At 63.2% G+C, this 24,883-nt stretch carries 20 protein-coding genes; 9 read left to right on the top strand and 11 right to left on the bottom strand.

Annotated features, from left to right (window positions below; genetic code table 11):
• The first annotated feature begins 696 nt into the window (after positions 1-696).
• On the top strand, positions 697-2,325 hold the full coding sequence (locus GA615_RS03020; protein WP_161602136.1) for a DUF6541 family protein: 1,629 nt from the start codon (positions 697-699) through the stop codon (positions 2,323-2,325).
• Between the two features lie 219 nt (positions 2,326-2,544).
• On the opposite strand, the gene GA615_RS03015 is transcribed toward GA615_RS03020, so the two are convergent.
• Positions 2,545-3,930 carry an MBL fold metallo-hydrolase gene (locus tag GA615_RS03015; RefSeq protein ID WP_152049788.1) on the bottom strand — a complete coding sequence of 462 codons (1,386 nt, stop codon included), beginning with the start codon at positions 3,928-3,930 and terminating at the stop codon, positions 2,545-2,547.
• Between the two features lie 278 nt (positions 3,931-4,208).
• Here GA615_RS03015 and GA615_RS03010 point away from each other — a divergent pair, with 278 nt between their 5' ends.
• A complete protein-coding gene (locus GA615_RS03010; protein ID WP_152049787.1) occupies positions 4,209-4,733 on the top strand; it encodes a hypothetical protein in 525 nt (174 codons plus the stop codon).
• 116 nt (positions 4,734-4,849) lie between these two features.
• A complete protein-coding gene (locus tag GA615_RS03005) occupies positions 4,850-5,689 on the top strand; it encodes an Ldh family oxidoreductase (protein WP_161602135.1) in 840 nt (279 codons plus the stop codon).
• Between the two features lie 108 nt (positions 5,690-5,797).
• Here GA615_RS03005 and GA615_RS03000 read toward each other — a convergent pair whose 3' ends face one another.
• Together GA615_RS03000 and GA615_RS27760 are read right to left on the bottom strand one after the other, a co-directional pair.
• Positions 5,798-6,247 carry an ACT domain-containing protein gene (locus GA615_RS03000; RefSeq protein ID WP_152049785.1) on the bottom strand — a complete coding sequence of 150 codons (450 nt, stop codon included), beginning with the start codon at positions 6,245-6,247 and terminating at the stop codon, positions 5,798-5,800.
• 215 nt (positions 6,248-6,462) lie between these two features.
• Positions 6,463-9,009: a hypothetical protein gene (locus GA615_RS27760; RefSeq protein ID WP_201750095.1), complete on the bottom strand. Its 2,547-nt coding sequence runs from the start codon at positions 9,007-9,009 to the stop codon at positions 6,463-6,465.
• 416 nt (positions 9,010-9,425) lie between these two features.
• On the opposite strand from GA615_RS27760, the gene rsgA reads away from it, so the two are divergent.
• Entirely contained in the window at positions 9,426-10,580 is a 1,155-nt protein-coding gene (gene rsgA / locus GA615_RS02985; protein WP_152049784.1) for a ribosome small subunit-dependent GTPase A, read from the top strand.
• 23 nt (positions 10,581-10,603) lie between these two features.
• Here the strand turns inward: rsgA and GA615_RS02980 are convergent, their stop codons facing one another.
• On the bottom strand, positions 10,604-11,596 hold the full coding sequence (locus tag GA615_RS02980; protein ID WP_152049783.1) for a sugar phosphate isomerase/epimerase family protein: 993 nt from the start codon (positions 11,594-11,596) through the stop codon (positions 10,604-10,606).
• 807 nt (positions 11,597-12,403) lie between these two features.
• Here GA615_RS02980 and GA615_RS02975 point away from each other — a divergent pair.
• Positions 12,404-13,693 (top strand): Gfo/Idh/MocA family protein, encoded by a 1,290-nt coding sequence (locus GA615_RS02975; protein WP_152049782.1) that lies wholly within the window; start codon positions 12,404-12,406, stop codon positions 13,691-13,693.
• Positions 13,694-13,951: 258 nt separating this feature from the next.
• Here GA615_RS02975 and GA615_RS02970 read toward each other — a convergent pair whose 3' ends face one another.
• Positions 13,952-14,275, bottom strand: coding sequence for an RNA recognition motif domain-containing protein (locus tag GA615_RS02970; RefSeq protein ID WP_152049781.1), 324 nt, complete (start codon positions 14,273-14,275; stop codon positions 13,952-13,954).
• A 513-nt stretch (positions 14,276-14,788) separates the two neighbouring features.
• Here GA615_RS02970 and GA615_RS02965 point away from each other — a divergent pair.
• Positions 14,789-15,319, top strand: a complete 531-nt coding sequence (locus GA615_RS02965) for a hypothetical protein (RefSeq protein ID WP_152049780.1) — start codon at positions 14,789-14,791, stop codon at positions 15,317-15,319.
• 186 nt (positions 15,320-15,505) lie between these two features.
• Here the strand turns inward: GA615_RS02965 and GA615_RS02960 are convergent, their stop codons facing one another.
• Entirely contained in the window at positions 15,506-15,925 is a 420-nt protein-coding gene (locus GA615_RS02960; RefSeq protein ID WP_201750094.1) for an RNA recognition motif domain-containing protein, read from the bottom strand.
• 425 nt (positions 15,926-16,350) lie between these two features.
• Between GA615_RS02960 and GA615_RS02955 the strand changes: the two genes are divergently transcribed.
• The 3 genes from GA615_RS02955 to GA615_RS02945 all read left to right on the top strand — a co-directional run bounded on the left by GA615_RS02955 (position 16,351) and on the right by GA615_RS02945 (position 18,683).
• Positions 16,351-17,496, top strand: a complete 1,146-nt coding sequence (locus GA615_RS02955) for an NAD(P)/FAD-dependent oxidoreductase (RefSeq protein WP_161602134.1) — start codon at positions 16,351-16,353, stop codon at positions 17,494-17,496.
• A 155-nt stretch (positions 17,497-17,651) separates the two neighbouring features.
• Positions 17,652-18,014: an STAS domain-containing protein gene (locus tag GA615_RS02950; RefSeq protein ID WP_152049778.1), complete on the top strand. Its 363-nt coding sequence runs from the start codon at positions 17,652-17,654 to the stop codon at positions 18,012-18,014.
• Positions 18,015-18,233: 219 nt separating this feature from the next.
• Positions 18,234-18,683 carry a YybH family protein gene (locus GA615_RS02945; RefSeq protein WP_152049777.1) on the top strand — a complete coding sequence of 150 codons (450 nt, stop codon included), beginning with the start codon at positions 18,234-18,236 and terminating at the stop codon, positions 18,681-18,683.
• Between the two features lie 133 nt (positions 18,684-18,816).
• Here the strand turns inward: GA615_RS02945 and GA615_RS02940 are convergent, their stop codons facing one another.
• The 5 genes from GA615_RS02940 to GA615_RS02920 form a co-directional block, all read right to left on the bottom strand.
• The gene (locus GA615_RS02940) at positions 18,817-19,659 is read right to left on the bottom strand and encodes a 3-keto-disaccharide hydrolase (RefSeq protein WP_152049776.1); all 843 of its coding nucleotides are present in this window, start codon (positions 19,657-19,659) and stop codon (positions 18,817-18,819) included.
• 168 nt (positions 19,660-19,827) lie between these two features.
• Entirely contained in the window at positions 19,828-20,406 is a 579-nt protein-coding gene (locus GA615_RS02935) for an HD domain-containing protein (RefSeq protein WP_152049775.1), read from the bottom strand.
• 31 nt (positions 20,407-20,437) lie between these two features.
• On the bottom strand, positions 20,438-21,754 hold the full coding sequence (locus tag GA615_RS02930) for an amidohydrolase (protein ID WP_152049774.1): 1,317 nt from the start codon (positions 21,752-21,754) through the stop codon (positions 20,438-20,440).
• A gap of 129 nt (positions 21,755-21,883) precedes the next feature.
• Positions 21,884-22,204: a tetratricopeptide repeat protein gene (locus GA615_RS02925; protein WP_152049773.1), complete on the bottom strand. Its 321-nt coding sequence runs from the start codon at positions 22,202-22,204 to the stop codon at positions 21,884-21,886.
• 219 nt (positions 22,205-22,423) lie between these two features.
• Positions 22,424-24,781, bottom strand: coding sequence for a carboxylesterase family protein (locus GA615_RS02920; protein WP_152049772.1), 2,358 nt, complete (start codon positions 24,779-24,781; stop codon positions 22,424-22,426).
• Between the last annotated feature and the right edge of the window lie 102 nt (positions 24,782-24,883).

The raw sequence follows: 24,883 nt of genomic DNA, 5'->3' as shown, positions 1-24,883 counted from the left end.
TCGTGAAAATGGGGAGGTTGTAGTGACTTTATTGTGGGGCGTGGGGGAATTTTTTTTGAACGATGAGCGGACCAATGGACGGAGAGCGAGGCGAAGGAGGCAGGGGGCTCACGACCGGTTGAAGCGGGTCGATCGCACTGGGGCAGCCGTGGGAGGTTGGGTGAGATGGGGGGCAAAGGGTGATCTGGAGGACGTTGATGGCGCATTTTTCGATGAGAATGAACTGGACGAGGTGTCCGGATCGGTTTAGGGAATGGGGAAGTCAACCCAGTAGGGGGCGGAAGTCGGGACCACGAAGGGGCATTTCGCGGAGTCGACCGGAGATGACGGGGACTGACTTCGAGTCGAGGTCGAACCAATGAAGTTCCGGCGATCGGGTGGTCGAAGCAACCTGATAAGCCGTTCGAGGCCCATAGGACGTGACGGGAAGGATTCCGGCTTGCCTTGCGATCGTCCGACGCGAGAGGGTTCGAACGTTTCGGGAACAGGAGCGGTTGCCTCGATCTGCTTCGCCGGGGAGGACTTCAGTCGCTCGGATCGTTTCAAACAGGTGCCGATGGGGTTACCGAGACGGTCGAAAGGAGATCCTCTCACATCACCTGATGTCTGTGCTCAGTCATGCTGCGAAACATCACCACGCTGACAGAATTGGCTCGTCAAGAATCTCAGGGCGTTCCGAACTCAACCGAGGGTGAGTTGTTCGGCAATCCTGCCCTGATTCGAAGGGCAACGCTCGGGTTCGTGTTGCTTGGGCTGGGGCTTCGACTCTTTCGATACCTGTCGGATTTTCCGCTCTGGTGTGATGAATCGAGGCTGGCCGCGAACCTGATCGCCCTGGCGGATGGCGAGGCCGGGTTTTTCGGACCCTTGCGCTATGCGCAGACGGCGCCGGTGGGATTCCTGCTGGTGGAGACCGGGGTGATCCAACTGATCGGGTTCTCGACCTGGTCGCTTCGGCTGGTGCCGTTGCTGTGCGCGCTGGCGAGCGTGCTGGTGTTCCGGCATCTGGCGGGGCGATTGCTGAGCGGGTACGCCTTGCTGTTTGCCGTGGCGATCTTCGCGGTTTCGTGGTGGCCGCTCGGGTTCGGCTCGGAGGTGAAGCCGTATGCGAGCGACCTGTTCCTTGCGTTAAGCTTACTGGCGATTACGTTGGAGTGGCTGCGCAGTCCGGAGCGGGTTGGGTGGCTCTGGGCGTTGGCGGTGGTGGCGGTGCTGGCGATTCCCCTTTCATTTCCGTCGGTGTTTGTGATCGGCGGGGTCTGTCTGGGGCTTGCGGCTCCGGTGGCTCGGAGAGGAGGTGTCGGGACCTGGGCGGCGTACCTGACGTTGCTGGTGATTCCGGCCACGATGTTCGCCGTGCTGCTGCCGATGTATCAGATTGAGCCGGGTGTTCGGGCGTACCTGGATCAGTACTGGGCCGATGCCTTTCCGCCGATGGATCATCCGGTTCGGGTCTTCGGTTGGCTCGTCGGAACGCACACGGGGATGCTGTTTGCCTATCCGATCGGGGCTCCCTACGGTGGGAGCGTACTGACCGCCCTGTGTGTCGTGGCCGGGGCTCGGGCGCTCTGGCTCCGAGGCCATCGGACGTTGGTGGTGGTTTGCCTGGCCCCGCTGGCACTCTGCTTTGCAGCCGCGGTCTTGCAGCGGTATCCGTACGGCGAGAAGCCGCGCACGATGCAATTCATCGTGCCGGCAGTCTGCCTTCTGGCAGGCCAGGGGCTATCGAGTCTGCTGCGGCGAATTCAGAACCCGGTGCGACGGCAACGGTCTGTTCGGATCGCGCTGGTCGCCCATGCGGCCCTGGCGGTGGTCTTTGTGATCGTGACCGTGGTGCATCCGTACAAGCTCCGGCGCGATTTGCAGGCCCGGGAGTTTGCGAGCTGGTTCTGGGAGAACATGGACCACGAGGCGGAAGTGGTGTGCGCTCGGGACGATCTGGGGATCATCATCGACCCGAGGCACTGGAACGGCGCGTGGAGTGATTATTACCTGTGCTACCGAGAGATTTACTCGGAGCGTCATCGGGAAGATCGGCCGGTGAAGTTCGAGCGGATCACGAAGGAGAATCCACTGAAGTGTGTGTTCTTCTATGAGAGGCCCGACGGGGCCCCAGTGTTTGAAGATTGGATGAAGGAAATGAAGCAATCGTTTGTGCTGCGGGATGTGGAAGAGTACAAGGTGAGAGGATGGGACCCGGGCGCTCCGGATTTTGAAACGAACTATTACGTTTATGAATTTATTCCAAGGCGAGGCGTGATCGACTCGGAGATTCCGGTGATGGCGTCGAGGTCAGCGGAACCGTGGCGGACGCGGAACGACTGACGTGGGTGCGTCGGCGCGGGGAGGAAGCACCCTGTCGGTTTCCGACAGGGGCGCTCGTGATTCTCCGCTCATTTCTCCGGCAGTCGTCCTGGGCTGGAGGCCGGGGTGGGGGCATGGACGAGATGCCTGGCTCGGCTCGAATCGCCAAGGACCCCTGACCTCAACCGACGCCCCGCGAGCGGGGAGAGGGGGTCAGAAGTGGTTGGGCGGATGCTCGCGTTAAACGTCGAAGCTCTGGCCTTTTTCGGGAATGACCACGGGGTTCTGGACGTACGGTTGGAGGAGAGGGGAGAGGGCTTCCATGCTTTCGGGTTCGCCGTGGACGAGGAAGGCGGATTGGATGTTGCCTCCGGTTTGCTCGTACCACCAGGCGAAGTCGTTGCGGTCGGCGTGGCCGGAGAAGCCGTCGAGGACGTAGACGGCGCAGTTGAGGTCGTGCCAGCGGTCCATGATCTGGATGCGTTCGGCCCCTTCGGCGATCTTGCGACCGAGGGTTTTCTCGGCCTGATAGCTGACGATGACGATGGCGTTGTCGGGGTCTTCGACGGCGTGGCGGAGGTGGTGTCGGATGCGGCCGGCCTCGCACATGCCGCTGGAAGCGATGATGATGAGCGGGCCGTTCAGGTAGTTCAGGCGTCGGGAATCGTCCCAGGTGGGGCAGAAGTGCAGCTCGGGAGCGTTAAAGAGGGAGCCGTCGGATTCGAGGAGCTTGATGGACTCGGGGGTGTAGCAGGAGGGGTGGTCGCGGTGGACCTCGGTGAGGCGGGTAGCGAGGGGGCTATCGACGTAGATGGGGACCGGCTTGACCCGGTGCTCGTGGAACAGTTCGAGGAAGCTGTGGATCATCTTCTGGGTTCGGCCGAGACTGAAGGCCGGGATGATAATCTTGCTCTGGAGGCGGATGGCACGCAGGACGATGGCGTGGAGCTGCTTCAGGAGGGTGTCGTAGATGTCGAGTTCTTTGGCGCCGTAGGTGCTTTCGGAGACGAGGACGTCGATGTCCTTGACAACGGTAGGGTTGTGGAGCATCCCCATGTCGCGCCGGCCGAGGTCGCCGGTGAAGAGGAAGCGGCGCTGCTGGTCCCCTTCCTTGAAGTCGAACTGGACCATGGCCGAGCCGAGGATATGGCCGGCGTCGTGGTAGGTGAGGGTGATGCCGGGAAGCAGTTCGGCGGGCTGTTCGTAGGGGAGCCGAACGAGCCGTTCGATGACCCACTCGACATCGGAAAGCTCGAACAGGGGGCTGAGGGGTTCGGAGTCGGGATTCCGGAGCTGGGCGTTGCGGGCATCCTCTCGCTGGATGCGGGCGCTGTCGCGCAGCATGATGTTGAGGATGTCGGCGGTGGCGGGGGTGGTGTAGATCGGCCCCTTGAAGCCGTGCCGGATGAGGACGGGAAGGCGACCGATGTGGTCGTTGTGGGAGTGGGAGACGACGACGGCATCGAGTGACGCGGGATCGAAGTCGAACTGGCGGTTCGGGCTTTCAGGGTTGAAACGGTCGCTCTCGAAGAGTCCGCAGTCGAGCAGGATGCGGCGATTGTTGATCTCGACGAGATGGGCACTTCCCGTGACCTGCTTCGTCGCGCCGTGGAACGAGATACGCAAAACGACCCCTCCTCCCTCCGTCCAAACCGGGCCCCAGGGTCGGGGCTCACCCGCCAACACGGAGGACACGGAACATTCGATAACCTCTCATCATGCCACGAGTTCCATGTTGCTTCAAGGGAGCGCTTCGAGAAGGAGGGGTTTGGAGAAAGGGTTGTCCGATTCGGAGGGTTGGCGTAGGATTTGCATGGCCGAGCGACGCGCGGTTTTTCGAGACAGGCCAGGTCGTTGGTGTGCCTCGATCGTTTCCGTCCCCCAGGGTGAGGAGCGCCCGAACCATGACGCGAGACGTTTCCGATCGCCATCCGTTGCATCGAATGTTTCGGGGGATTACCGAGAACACGTTTCAAGGAGAACTGGGTATCGCCGACCCGCATCTGGTGGGATATGTGGCGGGCTTGCTGGCGCGGTTTGTGCCGTCGCAGGCGATGTATCCGATTGCCGACGGACAAGGACGCCGGTTGACGGAAGTGGTGGGGATGATTGCCGAAGCGGAGTCGTCGAGCGACGAGGAACGCCGACGCGAATGTCATCGCCACGTCGGGGATTTCACCCTGTTCTGGTCGGGAGTGTATCCGGAGGCGTTACCGAAGCTTCGGCGGGCGCTGGCGGTGGATCATCTGATCGATTTCCAGGAACAAGGAAAGCGATCGTACTATCTGGCAAGCACTTACGAAGGGGATCAGGCCCCGGTCTTGAGGCGATTGAGCGTCGAATTCGAACTCTGCGCCTTTGGGCTGTCTCGGGTCCGCCGCGAGTGGGAACGGGGCGAGGGGGCCGAGGGATTGATCCTTGAGGCGTGAGCCGTGGCGAGGCAAGGCGGGGGGGGATTGGGCATTCGGGCGTTCTGCGGTAAACTGGGAAGGAGTGGCGATCCGCGTGTCATCCTTTGAGTGAACCGCCCTGGAGCGTGACGATCGTGAGCGAATCCCCCCGCTATCGGCCGGACGACCTTCGGCGAGTGGCCACCGAGTTGCTGTCACGGGCGGGCCTGGCCCGAGAGCGAGCCTCGGCGCTGGGGCGGTTGCTGCTCTGGTATGATGCGGTTGGTGCTCGCGATTTCGGCATCGTTGGGCTGAATGACTGGCTGACGCGGCTGGATCACGGAGATTTTGATCCGAAGCAGACGGGGCGGGTTGGGCCGGAGCATGCGTCGACGGCGGTGCTGGAGGCCGAAAGGGGATTGCCGCCACTTTTGCTGGCAAGGGCGGCGGAGATCGCGGGTCAGAAGGCGAGAGATACAGGGGTGGGGGTTGTTCGGGTGATCGGCGTGCCTCCTTCGGCGGGGCCGGCGGCGGCGATCGCGGCCGAACTGGCGATCGGCCCTTTTCTGGGTCTGGTACTGGGGCCGGGGTCAGCGCAATCGGCGGCGATTCCCGCTCCCGAAGGGATCCCTCTGATCTTTGACTCGATTCTGGGGGATGCCGGAGGCGAGGACGAGTCGCCGACGACCGATGACGAGCCGATGCGGATGGTCGTCGATCGGGTGGCGCCCTGGCTCCTGCTCTCAGGAAACCAGGAAGTGGTGGTCGTGGCCCTGGCCGTTGCGGCCTTCGAGTCGCTCGGCTCGTTCCACCGACGGGTCGCTGAGGCTCTGGAAGGGCAGCGCGCTCCGGCGGGATGGATCTTTCCGGAAACGTGGGAACGGCACCGTTCGGAGACGCAACGGCGCGGAATCGCCTTGCCTGAGTCGGCGGTGGGACCGCTTCGAGAACGATCGGCACGGGCCGGTGTTGGATTCCCCGATCCGCTGGCCTGATCCGCTCACCCGATCGCGGCGTGGAGTGAGGCCCTCGGGACCGTTTTCGGCGATGGCCGGGCTGGGCGATCCGGAGGGCCGGTATTCACACCGGGGCGATCCGGTTCGTTAGCGGGTATGGAGCGGCCGACGGCCACTCTCGCGGTCTGAGCCGTTTCCGGAGTGAGAGGCGATGGACAGGACCTGAGCCGTTTTCTTGGGGTTATCGGTCTGGAAGATGCCGAGGGCCCGCCCCTGTCCGATGGCCGACGTGTAGGCATATTCGATGTTGATATGCTCGTCGGCCAAGCGCTGGAGCAGCTTGGCGAGGGCGCCGGGCTTGTTGTCCAGCTCGACGGCCATGACCTCGTGGAACTCGGCCTCGACGCCGAGCGAGGTGAGGACCTGTTGCGTGGAGTCGACCGGCTCGGCAATCATCCGGAGCACGCTGCGCTCGCCGGAATCCATGACGCTCATGGCTCGAATGTTGATTTTTTCATGAGCCAAGGCCGCGCAGATCTTGGCGAGCCGACCGGGCTTGTTTTCGAGTCGGGCGGTGATTTCGGTCACCAATTCCATCAGACGCCTCCTGTTGCGTGACGCAAGCATTGAGGATCGGAGGGCGTGATTGACACGGAACGAACGACGGTTTCGATCTCAGGAGATCGTGCGGGAGCCGGGCTTGAACGACCGGCTCCCGCAAAATTGAACGGACAACTCAATCTCCTTAGCTCGCAAATGCCTTCGCAGCAACCATCGAACCGCGAAGCCGGCTGCGCATCCCGTCGGGACGATTAATTCCGACCGCCTGGGGCAATCGAAACCGGGAGTGAAAGCGAGGCGCCGGAGCCCAGGCCCCCCAGGCTCCACTGACCGGGCAGGGTTTCCCGAGCCTCGATCCGGATGCCGGCGTCATCGGCCGAAACCGAATAGACGGCGGATTCCAGGTAGCGTCGGAGGGAGTCGGGAGAAGGAAGCAACGACGGGGCCAAACGGATCGTGGTCGGGCCGGCTTGATTCTGAGAAGCCCCGGGAGCGCCTGGAGGTGAGGCCATTCCTGGAGCTCCTCCATATCCGGGGCCGCCTGGTTGACCCTGGAAGCCGCTCGCGCCGGGAGGAGGAATGTCTCCGGGCTGACCCTGGAAGCCGCTCGCACCGGGAGGAGGACTGATGCCGGGTTCTCCAGGGAAGCCACTCGCGCCGGGAGGGCCACCGGGGCCGGATCGCATGCCGCCGCGCTGGGGCTCGCCCATCTCTGCTGCGGCACCACCCGAGGGTCCACCAGGGTCGGCCATTGAGGCGGCGGAGGCCATCGCGGCGTTCAGGGACGCAGGTAATCCGGCGATGGACGCGGGAAGGGACTGGCTGGGATCATTGACCACGAGCATGGTCAAGTTACCAGGCAAGCGACCGGCGAGGTCGGCGGGGGGTGACCAGCGTTCCGAGCCTTCGGCCTGTTCCAGCTCTCGGCATTGACGGGCCGCCACCGGATTCGAGGCGAAGATGAGATGGTTTTGTCCCATCGTGATGGTCGGCTGATACCCGGTCAGACCGTAGAGGCCCTCGGGAAGCCGGAGCAAATAGGTTCGGGGTTCGGCCAGGGTCATCGAGAACTTCGGAGGCTCGGGGGGTTCTTCCCGGTTCCGGTCGCCGCCGGGTTGACCGGGAGGACCTCCTCCCTGTCGGCCTTGCTGACCGCCGGGGGCAAAGGCCCCGGGATTGGCTTCTTCGGCAGGTGGGGGGGGAGGCGGTAGCAGCTCGGCGAGTTGATCATTGATGGCGAGGATCATTCCGTCGAGTTTGCTGGTGAATGCCGAGCCGTTTTGCAGCTCGATCGCCACGACGAACTGGGGAAGGCCGAGCCCGCCGAGGGCGTTCATGATGCCGGCCAGAGGGTTGCCCGAGGCCGGCTGAGAGGCGGGCTTCGGCAAGGTGTAGGCGGCGATCTTCGGGCCGAGTTCGGAGAGGACCTCGTCTCGGAATTCGAGCCGTCCGCGCGTGCGGACGGATTCCTCGAAGGCTCGCAGCGGCGCAGCGAGCGGGGGAAACGACTGATCGGCGAATTCGATCAACGCATCGTACATTCCCGAGGGATTGACCGAAAGGATGGTCAGGTTCTCGACATCACGAGGGATCGGCGGCAGCTCGCTCATGGCGATGCTTGGTTGATCGAAAATGGTCATGAACCCTTTACGGGGGGCCGGAGCTTCCAGGCCCACGACCGTCAGGGAATCCGAGCCGTCGAATCCCCACCGGAGATCAATGCGGGTCAGACCATTTGCCTCGACCATCGAGCGTTCGGCCTCGTCGGCTCCGGGACGATCGAACCGGAGCGAGCCGACGGCAAGGGGGCGAAACCCATTCTCGACGGCCATCAGTTGCTGACGCACGGGGTCGTTCTCGGCGTTCGGAGCTTGGCCGTCGATGACCGAAATAATCTGGTCGGCGGCATCGGGGCCGTTGAAGACAAACACGAGGTCGTCTCCTTCGATCCACCAGACCCATTCATTCACCCTTTCCATTGCCTTGGGTGGGGTGTCCATGACGACGACACGGCGATCACCGGTTTTGCTAACCACCTGCGGATTGGCGCCTTCGGCGGCGATGGTGCCGATGAGCTTGCCGAAAAGGGGACGGACCTCTCGGTGCGCGGCGCCTCGAAGAACGAGGATCGTCTCGGACACCTCGTTTTCCGCGTTCTGGGGCGAGGCGATCACGAGCCCATGCCGGGCGAGGTGTTCCAGCACGGCAGCCACTTCGGGGCCGGTCATGACCCCGGCCGGAGCGTTGGGAGCGGCCTCGATGAACTGAGCGATCAGTTCGCGGAGCATTTCGCCAAGGCTCGTCTCGTTGAGCAGGGCATAAGCCGAGGACCCTTGCCAGGCGTCGGCCGCGGCGTTCAGGCCGTTGAATTCAAGAAAGGCTCCGTACGCATTTTCCGGGATGTAGCGAGCCAGCGGAGCGGTATCGACCGGAACGGCATCGAGATCGACCGGGGCTTCGCGAGTGGTCGCACCGGCATCCTCGGACGAGGGGCCAGGCTGTCCCGGAAGACCGGGCTGTCCGGGAAAGCCGGGCTGTCCGAAGCCACCTGAGGCACCGGGAGGCCCATAGCCACCTGAGGCACCGGGAGGCCCATAGCCGCCCTGGCCGGCCGCCTGACCGCCGGCGGGCCCACCCGCGGGACCACCAACGCCAGCCGCGGGCGGGGCTCCCCGTTGGAATGCGCCGCCCGGAGCGGCGGGACCTTGAGCGTTCGCACCGTAGGGCGAGCCCGCGATCGCGAGCATCGCGACGAACCAAAGGGCGAGGGCAGGGGCTCGGTTCGGGTCGACGCGCACGGGACCGTCCTTTCGTCTGGATCGACTCCGGGGCTGGAAGCGGATCGAGGATGGTCGTCCGCTCCGGCTCGTGTGATTTGATCAGATGCCTTGATGGTATCCGTGCCGTTGAGGTCGCGCCAACAACCGGGCGGTTCCGCGACGATTGGAGGCAACCTTCTCGGGCTGTCGCTCATAAAGGAAGGGGTGAACTCTCGAACCGATCGGGGCGGTTCGGTGTCTCCTCGCATCAGCGTGGTCTCGGACTGATCGCTTCGATCAGGAAGGAGGGGTTGGTGCGGAGATTGCGGGAAGTTGCGGGAGGACTGGTCCTGAGTGATTGACACTGGCTCGGGCCGCTCCATACCCTTCCTTTCGTAAGGGGATCTTTAGGTCGTCTCACCGATGCTCAATGAACCTGGGGGCTGTTCCGAACCGTGTCGAAAAAGAAAAAGGTCCGCGTGGCGTTTCGAAAGAATCGCCAGACCCGCACCCGATCGAACGATTTGACCCGCCGATTCGAAGGGGGGGAAGTTCGAGGGGCCGACCCGGTCTCGGCCGAGCGCGTGCGGGCGAAAGGGGCATTGTCGCGCCATCGGACCGTGATGCAGGAAGTGGATGGGCAGTCGCCCGAGTCGGGATCGGGAGACGATCCGCTGGGCGCTCTGGCGGTAGATCTGTCGGAATGCCTGTCCGGTCGGGTGCTTCGGGTGCATGGCCTGGAGTCGGTCGTGCAGGCCGAGGACGGCAGGCGGTACCGGTGCGGGGTTCGTCGGGTTCTGAAGAATCTGGCGATCGACGGACGGAACGTGGTCGCCGTCGGCGACCGGATCTGGTTCCGACCGAGCGGCGAAGACCAGGGGGTGATCGAGAAAGTGGAACCGCGGTCGGGGACCGTCACGCGAGGCTACCGGCACCGGGAACACGTGATTGTTTCCAATGTCGATCAACTGCTGATTGTCTCGGCTTTTGCCGAACCGGAACTGAAGCTCCCATTGATTGATCGGTATCTCATCTCGGCGGAGAAGGGGGAAGTGCGGCCGATCATCGTCTTGAACAAGGCGGATCTGGTCGATTTGGCGGATTATCAGTGGGTGTTTGGGTTGTACGCGCAGCTTGGATATGAAGTGATTCCCTGTTCGGCCAGCAGTGGGCTGGGCATTAATCGTCTGCGGGAGGTGCTGGGGCAGGGGACGACGGCGCTTTCGGGGCAAAGCGGTGTCGGGAAAAGCTCGTTGCTGAATGTCGTGCAGCCGGGCTTGAACCTGAAGGTCGGCGAGGTGTCGTCCTGGACGCGCAAGGGGAAACACACAACGACCTATGCGGAACTCTTACGGTTGGAGCAAGGGGGGTACGTGGTCGATACCCCGGGCCTTCGGCAGTTTGAACTGTGGGATGTCGAGCCCTGGGAACTGGAGCAGTATTTCATCGAGTTTCGAGCGTATATTCCGCACTGCAAATTTCCGGATTGCTCGCATATTCATGAAGCGGACTGCGCCGTGAAGGATGCTCTTGCACGCGATCAAATTTATGAGTGTCGTTACGAAAGCTACCTCAAGCTCTACCTAGAGCAGCCGATCGAAGGGGAGTAAGGGACCGGACGGGGGGTGGTGCCTCAAGAGGTCGGCAGGTGGGAGCGAAGGAAGGCCGCAGAGCGGGTGATCCAGGCTTCAGCACGCTCGGGCCAGGGAAGGGCCTCGACCTCGGTCGGGTGGGGCATGCTGCCATCGGCGAATCGGCGCTCGCAACCCTCCGCGAGGTGAACGACGGCGGCGAGTGACGCGGGTTCGAGGGTGGGGAACCAGGCCAGCCAGGACGGGTCGAAGATCGGCAGGTCGTAGGTTCTCGGGTGTAGCTCGATGGAGAGGTTGAGGCCAGGGTTGTGCCGGTGAAGCAGGTCGAGCATGGCGGGGATCGGGATACATCCCTCGCCGACCGGGCGAGCCTGCCAGCAGAGGCCGCGATCGGTGAAGGCGAGGACGGCGTCCTTGGTGTGGGTCATCACGACCAGAGGGGCGAGTCGTTCGGCGGCGAGGAGGGGGTCATCGAGACGCATGGGCAGATTGCCGGTATCGAGCGTGACCCCGAGGATGTCATCGCCGACCGTGTCGATGAGCCGGAGCAACTCGTCGCAGGTCAGATCGGCATGGGTTTCCACCCCGAGTCGCAGCCCGAGGGCCAGCAAATCGGCCCGCATGGCGCGGAGCGTTTGCGCGGCGGCCTCGCACTGCCGCGACCAGGGGACATCGGTTCGAAATCGGTCATGACGATTACCGATGAAAATGCGGGCATGAGGGAGGCCGAGAGCCGCGACGGCTTCCAGGTGGGGACGGAACCAGGAGGCGCGCTCGGCCGGGTCGATCGGTGCGGTGGGGGGGCTGAGCTGTCCGAACGGGTTGGGACTGGGCAGGCCGAGTTCGAGGTAAAGGTTGAGGGCGTCGGCATCTCGACGGAGCTGTTTGAAGCGGTCGGGGGCAAGGTCGGGAACGAGGGCCGCAGGTTCGAGGAACTGGACGCCGTCGAGCTGGAGCGACGCGGCGAACTGAAGCGAATCGGCCGGAGTGAGGCCCAGGTGGCTCACGGTGTAGCAATCCAGTCCAATGCGCATGGGTTCGCTCCTTGATTCCGGGGCTCCTGGGACGATGGTTCACCTTGACGTTTGGGAGCAGTTGGGACAAGACGGGCACCGTTCCGATGGTGTCGAGTCCACGAACGATTCGGAATCCAATCTTGTTGAAACCCCGCGCGGAGACCTGAGAGACGGCGATCAGATGGGGCAATGATCGCCAGGGTAGGTATCCGAAAAATTGTTACAAAAGACTTGACGGTTTTTGAAACACGTCGTACTTTGGCAATCGTCATTCGGGGGAACACCGACGAAAGATGCCAGGTCAGGTGCTTCAGTTCAAGAGGTCCCCGATTGACGATGGCGTTCATGCGATCTGCTCGGATCTGCCGCGAATCGCTCGCGGGGCTGAACGAATTCCGCATTGCACGAAAAAAAGAACGGAACGCTCCCGGACTGCAAGGACGCGCTGTTCGGGGTCTGTTCCGTGAACGCGCCGAAGCGGGGGATTCCCCTCGTCTTCATGGGTTCGTGGCGTGTTCGAGAAGCCCGATCCGGGGCCGATCACTGGCAGGATGCCGCGATCGGCTTCGGGTCAAGGCTTTCGTTGCTCGCGACTTAAGCTTGGCTTAATTAAAAGATTTATGTGCAGGAGTCGTCCTGGACGTTTTTCTTAATTAATTCGTTCGGTGTGTTGCCGCGCGGGTTGGTCGTTGGATCGCGTGATGCTGGACTTTGGGGGCTCGACCGCGTAGCCTGGCACCTTGATGCCGGGGGATTCGCGTGCCGATCGCGGATTGTCCGGCCTGAGTCCGATTGAGACACGACGCGATCTGGAGGGCAGCGACCATGACCGGTTCGATCAATCGTCGGGGGTTCCTGGGGGGCTCGGGAGTTGCCGTGGGCTCCCTGGCGTTCACAGCGGCCAAGGGTTGGGCGAGCGGCAATGCGCCGAATGATCGGGTGACGGTTGGGGTGATGGGCCTGAGCCGAGGCCGAGCGCTGGCGACCGGCTTTGCCAAGACCCCGGGCGTGACGGTCAAGTATTGCTGCGATGTGGACCAGGATCGGGCCGACGCGGGCGCTGACGCGGTTCGCAAGACGGTTGGCGATCAGAGCCCGGAAGCGATTCAGGATTTCCGACGCATTCTCGACGATCCGGACGTTGATGCATTGGTCTGCGCGGCTCCCAATCACTGGCACGGGCCGGCAACGATTCTCGGTTGCAAGGCCGATAAACATGTTTATGTGGAGAAGCCGGCCTGTCATAACCCCTGGGAAGGGGAGATGATGGTCGAGGCGGCCCGCAAGTACAACAAGGCCGTGCAGATGGGCTCGCAGCGACGGAGCAGCCCGCAGTTGATCGAAGCGGTGGAGGCGATCAAGGACGGCGCGATCGGTCGGCTCTACCATGCGAGGTCGTTTTACAACAGCCGTCGCGGCTCGATTGGCTCTGCCGATCCCTCGGAAGCGCCGAGCCAGATTGACTACGAACTGTGGCAAGGCCCTGCCCCTCGGAGGCCGTTCAAGAGCAACGTGGTGCATTACAACTGGCACTGGTTCTGGCACTGGGGCAACGGCGAGCTGGGCAACAACGGCGTGCATGGGCTCGACCTGGTGCGCTGGGGTCTCGGCGTGGATCTGCCGATTTCGGTGGTGAGCACCGGCGGGCGCTACGTCTTTGACGACGAGCAGGAGACGCCGGACACCCACACGGTGTCGTTCGAGTTCCCGAACCGGATCTCGGCCGACTGGCAGGGGCTGAGCTGCAACGGCAACGCCCCGGCGCCGTTCGTGATCTTCTTCGGGACCGACGGTGCCCTGGAGATGTTCGGCAACGGGTCGTACACGATCAAGGACAACGCGGGCCAGGAAGTGAAGTCGGTGCGAGGGGTGCTGGGCGAGCCTGAGCATCTGACGAACTTCGTCAATGCGATCCGCAACGACACGCCGCTGGCGCTGAACGCGGAGATCGAGCAGGGGGTGAAGAGCACCTTGCTCTGCCACCTGGGGAACATTGCCCATCGGGTCGGCCGGTCGCTGAAGTGCGATCCGTCGAACGGCAAGATCCAGAACGACGATGAGGCGATGTCATACTGGAAGCGCGAGTACGCCGAAGGCTGGGAACCGACGGTCTGAGTCGCTTGTGAACGCGTGATCAAGCTAATCGAGCCGGGGCATGCGAGGCATGTCCCGGCTTGTTTTGTGTTCGAGCGAGCGAGCGTCCGCTGCAGGGCGAAGGGGCCGGAATGTCCGGCCGGAAAACGATCGAGGCCCTGGTCACCCGAATTGTGAAAGCGGGGTGACCAGGGCCAAGTTGTTGTGAGAGCGAGTCAGGTCGGTGGCTCGACTCGAGCGATCCCCGAGTCAAGCAACTGACCGATGGGTGGGTGCGGCTCAGTAGCGGCGACCGCCACCACCGTATCCGCCGCCGCCACCGTAGCCGCCACGACCACCGCCACCGGTGCGGGGCTCTCGGGGCTTGGCTTCATTGACGGTCAGACGGCGACCACCGTATTCGTAATCGTGCAGGCCATCAATTGCGGCTTGCGCTTCGTTCTCGGTGTCCATCTCGACGAAGCCGAAGCCTTTGCTTCGGCCGGTGTCGCGATCCTGGATCACCTGGGCGCTCTGAACCGAGCCGAAATGAGCGAAGAGGGTTTCGAGAGAAGAATCGTCAACCTGGTAGCTCAGGTTGCCGACGTAGAGCTTCTTTGACAACAGACCACCCCAGAAAGGAGGGGGAATCGACCCCGCAAGACACGTCCCGGGCCGAGGGGGACGGGGCTCTCAGCGATCGGAGCCCGAGAGGCAGGAAAGACGAGAGAGGGAAGCGAGAAGCGTGCTTGAAGAGAACGGATACGCTTGCTCAATCATTCAACCAGCCGAGATGAATGGTACCAGGGAACCCCGACGGGGGGAAGAGGCTTTTTTTCGAATTCGAAAATTTGATTGAATGGCTCTGTGCGGGAATGCGATGAACGAGCAAGGAGATCTGTTGAGAAAGTAGTTGAAAACTTATACATCATCCTTTATTAGAATCTATTTTATGTTGCGGTGATTTGGAGCCGCGGGTGGTTCGGTTTGGGAGGGAGGCGGGTGAGGTGGCCGTCTTGGTGCGGAAGTTGCAGATATTCTCGGATGGGTTTTCAAGCCCGGATGGTCTGAACTGGCGTCCCCGATCGTTGGGGACTCCTGGTGGGATCATCTTGAGACACGCAAAGGAGGAGCAGCATGATGAGCACCACGACGCAAACGATGGTCAGCGCCCTGTTCAAGGATCGGGCGAGCGCGGACAAGGCGTATCAGGCGGTCCTGGATCGAGGATACAGCCACGACCGAATCAGTACGGTGATGACGGATGAGGCAAGGAAGCGTCATTACCCTGAAGGAACGGTCGGCACGGAGGAAGGGAACAAGGCGCTGGAGGGTTCGGGAGTTGGTGGGGCGATCGGCTCGATTACGGGGGGATTGATTGGGGCGATCGCGGCGATTGGGACCAGTCTGATTCTTCCGGGGCTGGGGCTGGTGGTAGCTGGACCACTGGCCGCGGGTCTGGCCGGCGCGGGGGCCGGTGGGCTGACGGGTGGCCTGGTCGGGGCGCTGGTGGGCTGGGGGATTCCCGAGGACCATGCGAAGGAATACGAAGCCGGGGTGGCCGAAGGGGGGATTGTCCTCGGGGTTGAGTGCGCTTCGGAGGCCGATGCCCGGGCGATCGAGTCGGACTGGCGCACTGCGGGTGCGGCACGGATCGATCGCTATTGATGGACTCGTTGCAACAACCCTGCGCAAACGAAACGCCGGAGCCTCGCAAGGATTGCGAGGACTCCGGCGTCGTTATTTCGCAAGAGTCGGACGAATCGGACCCCACGATCGAGGATCAAACGACCGAAGACAGTTGGTGATCGAGCCAGCCTACTGTGATCGGATCGAATTGGTCACGCGGTTGGATTAATACCGACCACCACCGCCGCCGCCGCCGTAACGACCGCCGCTGAAACCACCACCGCCGCCGCCGCCACCGTAGCCGCCACGACCACCGCCGCCGCCGCCACCGTAGCCGCCACGACCACCGCCGCCGCCGCCACCGTAGCCGCCACGACCACCGCCGCCGCCTCGATCCTCGCGAGGACGGGCTTCGTTGACGGTCAGGCGACGACCACCGTAATCGTAATCGTGCAAGCCGTCGATGGCGGCCTGAGCCTGCTCATCGGTGTCCATCTCGACGAAGCCGAAGCCCTTGCTGCGGCCGGTGTCGCGGTCCTGGATGACCTGGGCACTCTGGACGGTGCCGTACTGCGAAAACAGCTGCTCGAGCTCGGAGCTGTCGACCTTGAAGGTCAGGTTACCGACATATAACTTCTTGCCCACCAAAGATCTCCTGGGCATTGAGCATTCAACGACCCCCAGTGGAAGGTCCCGGGTCGAGTGGGACGGGGCTTCAGTCGCCCGATCGGCAGGAAAGGTGGGAACGGGAAAGCAGAGGCGAGCTCTGAGAGAACCTGCATCGCTTGCTCGATCATCCAACCAGCCAGGATGATTATAGCCAAGCCTCCCAAAAAAAATAGAGACATTTCCGCCGGATCGCGGATTCGAAGATGGGCCGGCTTCGACCGGCTCGGATCGTGAGGAAGACAGGTCTTTCAAGAGGGCGGAAATCTGCGATTCTCAGGTGGTGTGAGCGGTGTCGAACCCACGGGGCGGTGGCGGTGACAGGTAGGAATCGATCGGTGTTGCCACGGACGGCGCGGATCGAACCAGGAACGGACTCAACACCAATAACGGAGGGGAGGGGCATGAGCACGCAAGGGCGGGTGGCAGTGGTGGGTGCAGGGGCGTTTGGAGGCTGGACGGCGTTGAACCTGCAGAGACGGGGGTGTGAGGTTGTTCTGATCGATGCCTGGGGACCAGGGCATGTCAGGGCGAGTTCGGGAGGGGCCACGAGGGTTTTTCGGCAGTCGTACGAGAACCCGGACATGGTTCGGCTGGCAGGCAGGGCTCGACAGCTCTGGATGGAGGAGCAGGAGCGATCGAGGCGTCGCCTGTTCGACCCGATGGGCCTGGTCTGGCTGGCGCCCAAGCGCTCGGAGGTGGAGCAGCGATTGCTTTCGAATCTGACGAATGCGTCGGTGCCGCATGAATGGCTCGACGCCGATCAACTGGCGGTCGCCTATCCGCAGATTCGAACTGACGACCTGGAGGGAGCGATCCTGGAACCGGGAGCCGGAGCGCTTCGGGCCAGAGAAGCCTGTCAGGTGGTCAGAGACGCGCTCGTTACCGAGGGGGGATCGTATCAATCGTCGTGGGTGGAGCCGGGAACGATTCGATCGGGCCGGATGGACGATCTTCGCCTGGCGGATGGTTCACGGGTGACAGCGGATGCATTTGTCTTCGCCGTGGGGCCCTGGCAAGGGGCCGTGCTCGATCGTCTGCTCGGCTGGTCGTTACCGGTGACTCGACAGGAGATCTTTGTGTTTGGGACGCCACCGGGGGATGATCGGTTCGGGCCGGGGCGATTGCCGGTGTGGGCGTATCACGGAGCGCGGTTCTGGTACGGCGTTCCTGGCGATGGAGACGTCGGGGGCTTCAAGGTCGCGGACGATCACCGTGGTCCTGCCTTCGACCCGACGACCGGGGACCGAACGCCCTCGGCCCAGGGACTGGACGATGCGCGGTCTTTTCTGGCGACTCGGTTTCCCGGAATGGCGGATGCACCCTTGATTGCCGCGTCGGTTTGTCAGTATACCGAAGCCATCGACGGTCGATTCCTGGCCGATCGGTTGCCGGGGTTGAACAACGCGTGGATCGTCACGGGCGGCTCGGGGCACGGCTTCAAGCATGGGCCGGCCGTGGGGGAAACGGTTGCCTCGTTCGTGATGGGAGATCAACTCCCGGGGGCGGAACCAGCCTTTTCCACGTGTTCGGAGCGGCGATCGGGGTGAGTTGAGAGGGGCAACGCCCTCGAGGCCAGGGATTGAATGCGGTGAGCTGTGGCATTCGCCCGGGGAGACCCGGCACCTGGGAGGTTGCTGAGGTCGGCCAGAGCGACTCAGGGCCGATCGGGTTGAGTCTTCGAGACGTCTGACGAGGATGGATCATGATGAGCCTTGCTCCAGCGGGAAGCGTCGAGGACTCGTATCGCGTCTCCCAGCAAGACGGGTTCGTGCAGATTGTGTTGCTCACCCCCAAGCTGCCGGAGGAACTGGGCGCGGTCTTGATTAAAGAAGCGATGGTTCGGCGCTGGTCGGACCTGGTGCTCGATTGCTCCCAGGTCGAATTCCTGTCGAGCCTGGGGCTTGGTTCCCTGATCCGTCTGGATCGCCAGCTCCGGCCGTCGGGTGGAAGGCTCAGGCTCTGCGGTCTGAATCCTCATCTGAGAGAGTTCTTTGCGATCACCCGTCTGGATCGGGTCATGCTCATTTCCGAGGACGACGCCATCGCAGGGGCTTCGAGTGACTGACTCGACCCTGCGAAGCCGTTCAGGAGAGAGCGCAACGGGAAAACCATCCTGGCCGCCCGACCAGATGGGGGCAGAGGATTTGAGTGGTGATCCGAGGGTCGGTCAGGGTCGTGACATGGGTTCCCGGTAGAGATGCGAAGACGTTGGGATTCCTAGCGGGAGGGGTGTATGATGAGATTTACAACCACTTCCTCCCCATCAAATCGGAGGGTTCCTCTCATGGCATCGTTGACACTAAGCGTTTTGTTGCTGGCCTGGACCGCTGCTCCGGCCCAGGATGCCACAGCCACCGCGACCCAACTTTTGGAAGCGGGGGCTGCGACCTTCGATACCAAGGATGCCGCCGCAATGGCGGCAACCTACACGGATGATGCGGTCATCACGCTGTATTCGAAGACGGACAGCAGTTTGGAGACGCAGCATTACCAGGGGAAAGAGCGGATTCAAAAACTCTATGCCGACCTGTTCAAGGATTCGGCTCAGACCACGTCACGAAACGTGGTCGAATATGCTCGATTCGTCGGGCCGGAGATGCTGCTGATCGGCGGAACCTTCGAACCGGATCTCGGCGGTTCGCTCATCTTGCAATTCGTGCAAGTCCGCGTCCGGCAGGACGGCGGAGTCTGGCGCATTCAGAACTTGCAACTGTTCCCGATCCCGAACTCGTGAGAATCGCACGTCCCGAGCCGATCGGCAGGCTCAACGCTTGCGATCTCCGCAGTGAACTGAACGGGGACGGTGACCACCTGGGCGTGGTGACCGTCCCCGTTTTTGCGTTTGGGAAACGAGCGGGCCAGAGGGCTCAACCCTCGTCGTAGCCCTTTAGTTCCCGGATCCAGATGTTGCGGAATTGGACGGGGTTGCCGTGATCCTGAAGCATCAATGGGCCTTTGGGGCCGTGGGGCTGGTACTGAGCAACTGCTCGGAAGGCGACAGCGCCGAGGAGCGGCGTGTGGTGGTGTAGCAAGACGCCGTTGTGGAAGACGGTCGCGTAGGCCGGTTCGGCAACGGAGCCGTCGTCATTGAACTTCGGTGCCTTGAAGATGATGTCGAAGGTCTGCCACTGACCGGGAGGCCGAGAGGCGTTGACCAGGGGCGGATACTGGCCGTAGATCGCTCCGGCCTGGCCGTCGGGGTAGGTCTGATTCTCGAAGCAGTCGAGCACCTGAATCTCGTAACGGCCGAAGAACATGATGCCGCTGTTGCCGCGCCCCTGGCCCTCTCCGGTGGCGGGCTCGGGACTGGCGAATTCGAGGTGAAGCTGGCAGTCGCCGAATTCCTGCTTCGTCTGGATCGATCCGGTTCTCGGCGCAATCACCATCGAGCCGTTTTTGATGTCCCAGGGGGCCTCCTGACCGTTCGGCAACTCCCAGGCAGACAGGTCGGAGCCGTCGAAGAGAACGACCGCATCGGACGGGGGCTGACCGGGCGATTCCTGGGTGCTGGAGGTCCCGGGGTCGATCACGGTCGGTTGGGGACGGGTGCCGTCATGCACGCGGTAGGTGCCGCCCGGAAGGAACGGAGTATCGTCGTAGCCGAGCTTTGGGGCATCTTGCTGCGACGACATCGCGGCCTCCAGGGCGAGAGTGCCCCCGGCGATCAGGCCGAGGGCGGCGAGGGTGCGGAGGGTCAGGCTTGGGAACATCGCGGTCGGCTCCGGTTGAGCGTCGAGGGAGAGTCTTGAGGCCGCGACGGGATCGGCCAGGCGATCGCCGTCCTCGGCAAGGGACCGAAGAAGGCGATTCTAATGGGCCGAATCGGGCGGGGCTACCGAGTGGCAGAGGTGATCTGATCCGGAGCAAGACGAGGAACGTCAGGAATCGCGGGGAGCCCGGGGACCGATGCCGAAGTCGATTGCGTGGGGGGTGAGGGCTTCGATGATGAAGCGGATGTGATCATCGAGCGACACCCCAAGCTGTTCGACCCCAAGGCGAACCTCGTCACGATCGACCTTTGCGGCGAAGGAGCGATCCTTGAGCTTCTTCTTGACGCTCGATGAACCGAGGGTGGTGATCCCCTCGGGCCGGACGAGGGAGCAGGCGACGATGAAGCCGGTCAGCTCGTCGCAGGCAAGCAGAGCGCGATCGAGGGGAGTCTCGGCGGGGACTCCCCAGCGGGTGAAATGGGCCGAGATGGCGTGAGCGATCTCGGGCTCGTCGCGCTCTTGAAGCCAGGAGACGATTCGGCGGGGGTGCTCGTCGGGCCAACGGTCGTAATCGGCATCATGCAGCAGGCCGGTGATCGCCCAGCGCTGCTCGTCGTCGGCACCGCGACCATAGCGGTGGGCCGCCTGAATCATGACGGCCTCGACCGTCTTCGCGTGCAAGAGCAGCGAAGGGGACGAAGTCCAATCGTGCAGCAGGTTCCAGGCCTGGTCGTACGAGACACTCATGGGACTTGGTGAACCCTCGATTCGGTAGAACTCAGCGGTTCTCTGCTCCACCCCGGGGAAGGAGTTCGGCCACGGCCGCAGTCATGGAACGGACGCCGGTGGCGACGGCCGGGTGAGCCTCGGGGGCGAACAGGGGGGAATGGAGTGAGGGAAGGGGATCGCCACCATTTTGAGCGGCGGCAACGCGATCGGCCGAGGCGGTGCCGAGCCAGAACATGAAGCCGGGGATGGCGCCATCGAGGCTGAAAAGGCCGAAGTCCTCGGCTCCCATGACCGGGTCGGTTGGTACAACGCGGTCGGGGCCGAGGGCGGTTTCCAGGGCCGGGACGACCCGAGCGACGAGATCAGGGTCGTTGACGGTCGGCGGGGTGGAATCGCCAACGGTGATGGTGGGCTCGGGGGCGTTGTGGGCGTGGGCGAGCCCGAGGGTACGGCGCTGAATGCCGTCGAGAAGTTGATCCATGACCTCGGATTTGTAGGAGCGAAGCGTGAGCTTGAGCGTTGCCTCGGGAGGGATGATGTTGTGCTTCGAACCTCCCTGGAACGAGCCGACGGTGACGACGGCCGGATCGGTTGGGGCGACCTCTCGACTGACGATTGTCTGCAATTCCATAACGAGTGAGGCGGCCAGCACGATTGGATCAACCGTTCGGTGAGGGAACGCGCCGTGGCCTCCTTTTCCCTTGACGGTGATATCGACGCTGGACACGCTCGCCAGGGCCGGGCCGGCGCAATACGCGACACGGCCACTGGGAAGATCGGAGGCAACGTGCAGGGCGAGGGCGAAATCGGGGCGGGGGAAGCGATCGTATAGGCCGTCGTCGAGCATGGCTCGGGCGCCGCTGACGCGTTCCTCAGCCGGCTGGGCGACGAGCAGGACGGTGCCCGACCAGGCGTCTCGATGGTCGGAGAGCCATCGCGCCGTGCCAACGAAGCAGGTCATGTGCACGTCGTGTCCACAGGCGTGCATCACGCCGACCGTCTCGCCGGCGTCATCGGTCGTGGTGACAGTGCTGGCGTAAGGTAATCCGGTCTCCTCAACGACCGGAAGAGCGTCGAGATCGGTTCGGACGAGGACGGTCGGGCCTTCTCCGTTGCGAATCACACCGACGACCCCGTGGCCACCCACGCCGGAGGTGACTTCATCGACGCCCGCCTCTTGAAGCTCCCGAGCGATTCGAGTGGCGGTTTGCTGCTCGAAGTTGGAGAGCTCGGGATGCTGGTGGAGATGCTGGTAGAGGTCGATCAGCCCGTCGATCTCGGCTTCGATCCAGGCGGCATCGGCTCCGGAGGGGGGGGCGATCGGTCCGGGAAGCGAGGCGAGCAGAACCACGAGGGGGGCGATCATCGACGGGGCTCCGGGATCGAGGGGCGAATCAACGGGGTGGAGATCAAGCAATCTGGTCTGGCGCTTCCCGTAGGAGGATGGCGAGGAAACCTCGCGCGTCACGCATGGAGCGGGTTCGGAGGACGGAACTTAATCGAGCCCCATTTGCATCATGCGGGCTTTGGCCAGTGCGTCTTCCGCTTCCGGGATACGTCCGCAGCGTTGGCAGATGACGGACAGGGCGGTGTAGCTGAAGGGATCTTCCGGTTCGAGTTCCACGACCCGACGGGCGTGCAGGATGGCGTCGTCGAACAGGCCGAGGTCAACGCAGAGGCGGGCCAGGAGGCCGTGAGAGAGCGTATGGTCGGGTTCGGCCTCGACGGCTTCCTTCAGCTTGGTGACGGCGGTTTCCTTGTCTCCTGCGTCTCGCAGATCGACAGCCTGATCGTACAGTTCATTTGCCGAGGGCATGGATCGCTCCGGATCATCCGGGACTGAATCGAGGCGGGGTGGTGAGCCAATGGCGACCATTGTACCGATCGCGTCGCCCGGTGCCAGGGAGGGAGCGATTGATCGAAATTGATGGATGATCGGGCCACCGCCGGCTTGCGACCCGACGGGGTACGAAACAGACCACCGAGGGAAGGCGGGCTCCTCCCCTCGGTGGTCTGGAAAACATGCGAGGGCCGATCATCCGGGACGCTTGCCGCCGAGGGGCAGTTTGGCCCAGTAGAGCTGGGTTCGGTCGCCTCGGATGCGGACGTCTTCGAGCAAGGCGCGGAGGTCGGGCTTGACCCGATCGTAAAAGAGGCGTTTGCCGTTGATGCGAATCTGAATGCGCTCGTTAAAGTCGAAATATTCAGGGGCAAGCCAGATGTCGATGGCGTTCATGCCACTGACGGTCAGGGCCATCAGGTTGCTCAGGGTGCTGGTTTTACAGGTGATGGTGGCTGGGTCGAGCTTCGTGCCGAGGGGATCGACCGCTTCCGGGGCAGGAGTGCGGCCGGGGAGGAAGTCTCGGATGACGAGGCCGTAGTAGCGGTCGTCGCTTGATCGGGAGGCGACGACCTCGAAGTCCTTGCGATGGGTTTCCCGAGTTCGATGCTTCATCCAATCGAAGACGGCGGGAAGCTCTTCGGGAAGGGGCTCAAGGCCGCGTTTGAGGTATTCGACATAGGTTACATCCCAGGTCTTGCTGATCATGGACTTGGCCAGATCGAAGACGAGGCTGTCGGTCGAGGCGGTGGCCAGGTCGCCAATGACAATCAACATGGGCACGTAGGCGCCGTGGGCTCGAGTCCGGGCGACATGCTTGGCGGGAATTCCCGAAAGGGTGGCGACTCCGGCGAAGACATCGGGGTGGGCCAGGCCGATGTCCCAGGCGGCATTGCCTCCGAGCATCGAGCCGCCGAGGAAGATGCGGTCGGGATCGATGGAGAAACGCTTGCGGGCGTCGCGGAGCGAGAGGAGGACGGCGGCGTGTTCGTCGGGGGAGTAGCGGTAATCAGGAGATTCGGACGGGGCCATGTATTCCGGGGCGATGACGACGAAGCCGTTACGGGCGGCTTCGGGGCCCCACCAGTCGAGCGCCGATCGGGCTCCTCGACCGTCGTGCAGGGCCACGACGGCCGGATACGATCGCAAGGGGTGGTACTCGGGCGGGAGAAGGATGGCGTACTCGGTTGGGGTCGGGTTCACGTCGTCAATCACGCGGCGGATCAAAGGGACACCACCAGCGGGAACGTCGCCCGAGGCGAAGGGGGGGGGCAGGTGCCGGATGATCCGGGAGATCCGTTCCAGATCGGCCGGCTCGGGGCCGTTTCCTTCGTCGTCGGTCGAACCGCCCAGGAGTTCCGCGAGCAGGCGATCACGCTCGGAAGGGTCGGTTGAGGAGAGGTAATCGAGAATGCTCGCTCGGGTTTGCCAGAGATCACGAACGTCTGAGGGATCATCGACGGCGTACTCGGCGCCGACGACCCAAGAGGAGAGGGCTCGGCTGAGGCGGACTTCGGGAGGGATGGGGGAACCGTCGGCCTCGGTGACCGCGCGGCCTGGCGAGAGACGGGGAGCGGCGGCGTCGGGAACGTCGGCAAGGGCCTGGAGAATCTCGAACGTCTCGGAGCGGAGATCACGTGAGATGGATTCGGGAGCATTGTCGAGGAGCGATCGCAGATCCGAGGCGAAGACGCGGTGCGATTCCTGGGAGGCTTGAAGCTCTCGGAGGGCCTTGGAAATTTCATCACGGAGTGTGATTGAGGCCCCTTCGGAATCGAAGGTCGTGAGCAGGGCTTCGGCGGCCCGAGGCTGGCCCACGGTGACGAGCCGATTGGCCTCGTCGAGGGCCCGCTGGGTTTGAAGGTCGCGTACCGTGAGCCGGACGTTGGCGATGGTCGAGGAAAGTTCGGGGAAGGAGGAATCGAGGCGGTCGAGCTCGGCCAGGGCCTCGTCGTACCACCGGGCCTGGATGAGAAAGCGAGCGACCCGCAAGCGTTCGTTCTTGTTGGTCGGATCGACCCGGTCGAGGAGGCCGAGGATGACGTCTCTGGGAACCTCGTCGGTGGCGATCTGACCGAGCCAGAAGCCGTCGATGCCTCGGAATTTGACGATGTCGGGGCCGATCTCGTTGATCGCCTGTTTCATCCGTTCGGCGCGGAGCGATCGGCCGGTGTATTTTGAGAATTCAAAGAGTCGCTGGCCGAACTCGTCCCAGGGGGCGGTTCGAATGCGGAGCGCGTGAGAGGGCATCTCACCGCCGTGGACCTCGATCGGCTGGACGAGCGAGAAGCGTTCCAGTTCCTGGCGGGCGGTGGGGGGTTCGGGTGAAATCTGCTCGATCTTCGTTTGACGGATAACGGTGCGTTTCAGGCCGTCGTAAACGGTGACGATGGCGTTATCGCGCTCGACGATCCCGCGGATCAAGCCTCCGTTTTTCAGGACGACCTGATCGGCCCCGGCCTCCGGCAAGGTCCACCCGCCTAGCGCGGCCATCGCCACGATGGGGAGAGCACGGTCGAGAAACCGCCGGTACCGTCGCCGGATTCGATCCATCTTGGGGCCTCCCTGTTGGTCCAAGTTCGTCCTCAGGTCGCCCCGGTTGGCAAAACAAGCGACGGGGTCAAACCACGGTCCCGGTCAGGCCGAGCGATTATG

It is taken from the genome of Tautonia marina (assembly GCF_009177065.1).
GTDB classification, from domain to species: domain Bacteria; phylum Planctomycetota; class Planctomycetia; order Isosphaerales; family Isosphaeraceae; genus Tautonia; species Tautonia marina.
This window is presented reverse-complemented; position numbering and strand designations above follow the sequence as displayed.

Coding starts and splice junctions, on each gene's coding strand:
- GA615_RS03010 (WP_152049787.1), top strand. CDS start 4,209: ATGACGCGAGACGTTTCCGATCGCCATCCGTTGCATCGAATGTTTCGG.
- GA615_RS03000 (WP_152049785.1), bottom strand. CDS start 6,247: ATGGAATTGGTGACCGAAATCACCGCCCGACTCGAAAACAAGCCCGGT.
- GA615_RS02980 (WP_152049783.1), bottom strand. CDS start 11,596: ATGCGCATTGGACTGGATTGCTACACCGTGAGCCACCTGGGCCTCACT.
- GA615_RS02975 (WP_152049782.1), top strand. CDS start 12,404: ATGACCGGTTCGATCAATCGTCGGGGGTTCCTGGGGGGCTCGGGAGTT.
- GA615_RS02965 (WP_152049780.1), top strand. CDS start 14,789: ATGATGAGCACCACGACGCAAACGATGGTCAGCGCCCTGTTCAAGGAT.
- GA615_RS02955 (WP_161602134.1), top strand. CDS start 16,351: ATGAGCACGCAAGGGCGGGTGGCAGTGGTGGGTGCAGGGGCGTTTGGA.
- GA615_RS02950 (WP_152049778.1), top strand. CDS start 17,652: ATGATGAGCCTTGCTCCAGCGGGAAGCGTCGAGGACTCGTATCGCGTC.
- GA615_RS02945 (WP_152049777.1), top strand. CDS start 18,234: ATGGCATCGTTGACACTAAGCGTTTTGTTGCTGGCCTGGACCGCTGCT.
- GA615_RS02940 (WP_152049776.1), bottom strand. CDS start 19,659: ATGTTCCCAAGCCTGACCCTCCGCACCCTCGCCGCCCTCGGCCTGATC.
- GA615_RS02935 (WP_152049775.1), bottom strand. CDS start 20,406: ATGAGTGTCTCGTACGACCAGGCCTGGAACCTGCTGCACGATTGGACT.
- GA615_RS02930 (WP_152049774.1), bottom strand. CDS start 21,754: ATGATCGCCCCCCTCGTGGTTCTGCTCGCCTCGCTTCCCGGACCGATC.
- GA615_RS02925 (WP_152049773.1), bottom strand. CDS start 22,204: ATGCCCTCGGCAAATGAACTGTACGATCAGGCTGTCGATCTGCGAGAC.
- GA615_RS02920 (WP_152049772.1), bottom strand. CDS start 24,781: ATGGATCGAATCCGGCGACGGTACCGGCGGTTTCTCGACCGTGCTCTC.